The sequence below is a fragment of the Achromobacter sp. UBA5777 genome (assembly GCF_002418565.1).
Taxonomy (GTDB): Bacteria; Pseudomonadota; Gammaproteobacteria; order Burkholderiales; family Burkholderiaceae_B; genus Achromobacter; species Achromobacter animicus.
In genome coordinates, this window is the sequence record NZ_DIEJ01000158.1 from 1 (window position 1) to 407 (window position 407).

At 67.1% G+C, this 407-nt stretch carries 1 pseudogene; it reads right to left on the bottom strand.

Annotation, left to right across the window (positions count from 1 at the left end):
• A pseudogene (locus tag B3446_RS12185) lies at positions 1-407 on the bottom strand (acetyl-CoA C-acetyltransferase); the annotation flags it as partial.

A 407-nucleotide genomic window follows, 5' to 3' on the forward strand; every position in this document is an offset into this window, starting at 1 on the left:
GGCCACGAGGCGCGCGCGGGAGGCGCCGATCGGGTGGCCCAGCGCGGTGGCGCCGCCGTGGATGTTGACCTTTTCAGGCGAGAGCTTGAAGTCGGTCATGGCGGCCATGGCGACCACCGCGAAGGCTTCGTTGATCTCGTACAGGTCCACGTCCTCGGCCTTCCAGCCGGTCTTGTTGAACAGGTTCTTCAGCGCGCCGACGGGGGCGGTGGAGAACCAGTTCGGTTCCTGCGAGTGCTGCGAGTGCGCGACGATGCGGGCCAGGGGCTTGACGCCGAGTTTCTCAGCGGTGGACGCGCGCATCAGCACCATGGCGGCGGCGCCGTCAGAGATAGACGACGAGTTCGCGGCGGTGACGGTGCCGTCCTTCTTGAACGCGGGCTTGAGCGTCGGGATCTTTTCCGGCA